This window comes from Nostocoides australiense Ben110 (assembly GCF_001050535.1).
GTDB classification, from domain to species: domain Bacteria; phylum Actinomycetota; class Actinomycetes; order Actinomycetales; family Dermatophilaceae; genus Nostocoides_A; species Nostocoides_A australiense.
Genome location: NZ_HG764815.1, coordinates 4,238,415 through 4,239,832, shown reverse-complemented (window position 1 = coordinate 4,239,832; position 1,418 = coordinate 4,238,415). Strand labels below are relative to the sequence as shown.

Genomic DNA, 1,418 nt, shown 5'->3' with positions numbered 1-1,418 from the left:
CAGTTCATGGTCACGAAGGTGAGGTCACGGGCTTGGTTCAGCGTACGCATACAGGGATGGTTCGACGGCAGCGGTCGGCGACGTTGCTGTTGGGGATCGAGGGACTTGCGGTGGCGTTGGTCACCCTCGATGGTGACGGCGGCCGGGTCGTGGACGTCGTCACCGATGAACGGTCCGCGGCAGCGTGCCCGGAGTGCGGGGTGCTGTCAACCTCGGTCAAGGAACGCACGACCACGCATCCGCGGGACCTGCCGTACGGGGCCTCGTCGGTCCGGTTGGTGTGGCACAAGACGCGGTGGCGGTGCCGCGAACGGGCCTGCCCGAGAGGAACATTCACCGAGTCACTGGCCACGGTGCCGGCCCGCTCGAGGCTGACGTCCCGGCTGCGGGCCGAGTGTGGTGAGCGGGTCGCGACCGACGCCGCGTGTGTTCAGGCGGCCGTGGACCGGTACCGGGTGTCCTGGCCGATCGTGCACGCCGCGTTCGTCGCGCACGTCGATGCCGAGCTGGCCGCGCCGGTGCCGGCGGTGCGTGTGCTCGGGATCGATGAGACCCGCCGCGGCAAGCCGGTCTGGGCCCGCGACGAGGAGACCGGCCGGTGGCGGATCATCGCCGACCGGTGGCTGACCGGCATCGTCGACGCCGACGGCACCGCCGGCCTGCTCGCGCATGTCGATGGACGGACCGCGCACGTCGTCTCGGACTGGCTGACCGACCAGCCAAAAGCCTGGCGGGACAACGTCACCCACGTGTGTATCGACCTGTCCGCGTCCTACGCCAAGGCCGTCGCCGACGCCCTCCCGGGCGCGGTCCTGGTCGCCGACCGGTTCCACCTGGTCCGGCTCGGCAACGACATGGTCACCGCCGTGCGGCAACGCGCCACCCGTGAGGAGCGGGGCCGTCGAGGCCGCAAGCGTGACCCCGAGTGGGTCTCACGGCGGCGGCTGCTCACCGCCCACGAACGCCTGTCCCCGGCCTCGTTCGCGCGCATGTGGAACGGGCTGATCGACCAAGGCGATCTCGGTATCGAGGTCCTGCACGCCTACGCCGTGAAGGAGAACCTCCGGGCTCTGCTCGCCCTCGCGCCCACACCGGGAACCTCGGTCCCTGACCGGTCCGCGATCTCCCACCGCCTGTGGCGCTTCCTGTCCCTCGCCGCCGCCAGCGACAGCCCAGAGGTCCACCGCCTCGCCGCGACCGTCGAGAACTGGTGGCCCGCGATCGAGGCCGGCCTGCTCACCGGCTACTCCAACGCCCGCTCCGAGGGCTACAACCGGCTCGCCAAGCACCAAGGACGCAACGCCTTCGGCTTCCGCAACACCGAGAACCAACGCCGCCGCATACGCTGGGCCTGCACTCGTCAACACCGACGAGCTACAGCTGGGACCAACGAGTTGCCCGCTCAAGTTCGATGAGCC

At 70.3% G+C, this 1,418-nt stretch carries 1 protein-coding gene; it reads left to right on the top strand.

Annotation, left to right across the window (positions count from 1 at the left end; genetic code table 11):
• Nucleotides 1-56: 56 nt before the first annotated feature.
• Nucleotides 57-1,415 carry an ISL3 family transposase gene (locus tag BN11_RS21010; RefSeq protein ID WP_048700423.1) on the top strand — a complete coding sequence of 453 codons (1,359 nt, stop codon included), beginning with the start codon at nucleotides 57-59 and terminating at the stop codon, nucleotides 1,413-1,415.
• The last annotated feature ends 3 nt before the right edge of the window (nucleotides 1,416-1,418 follow it).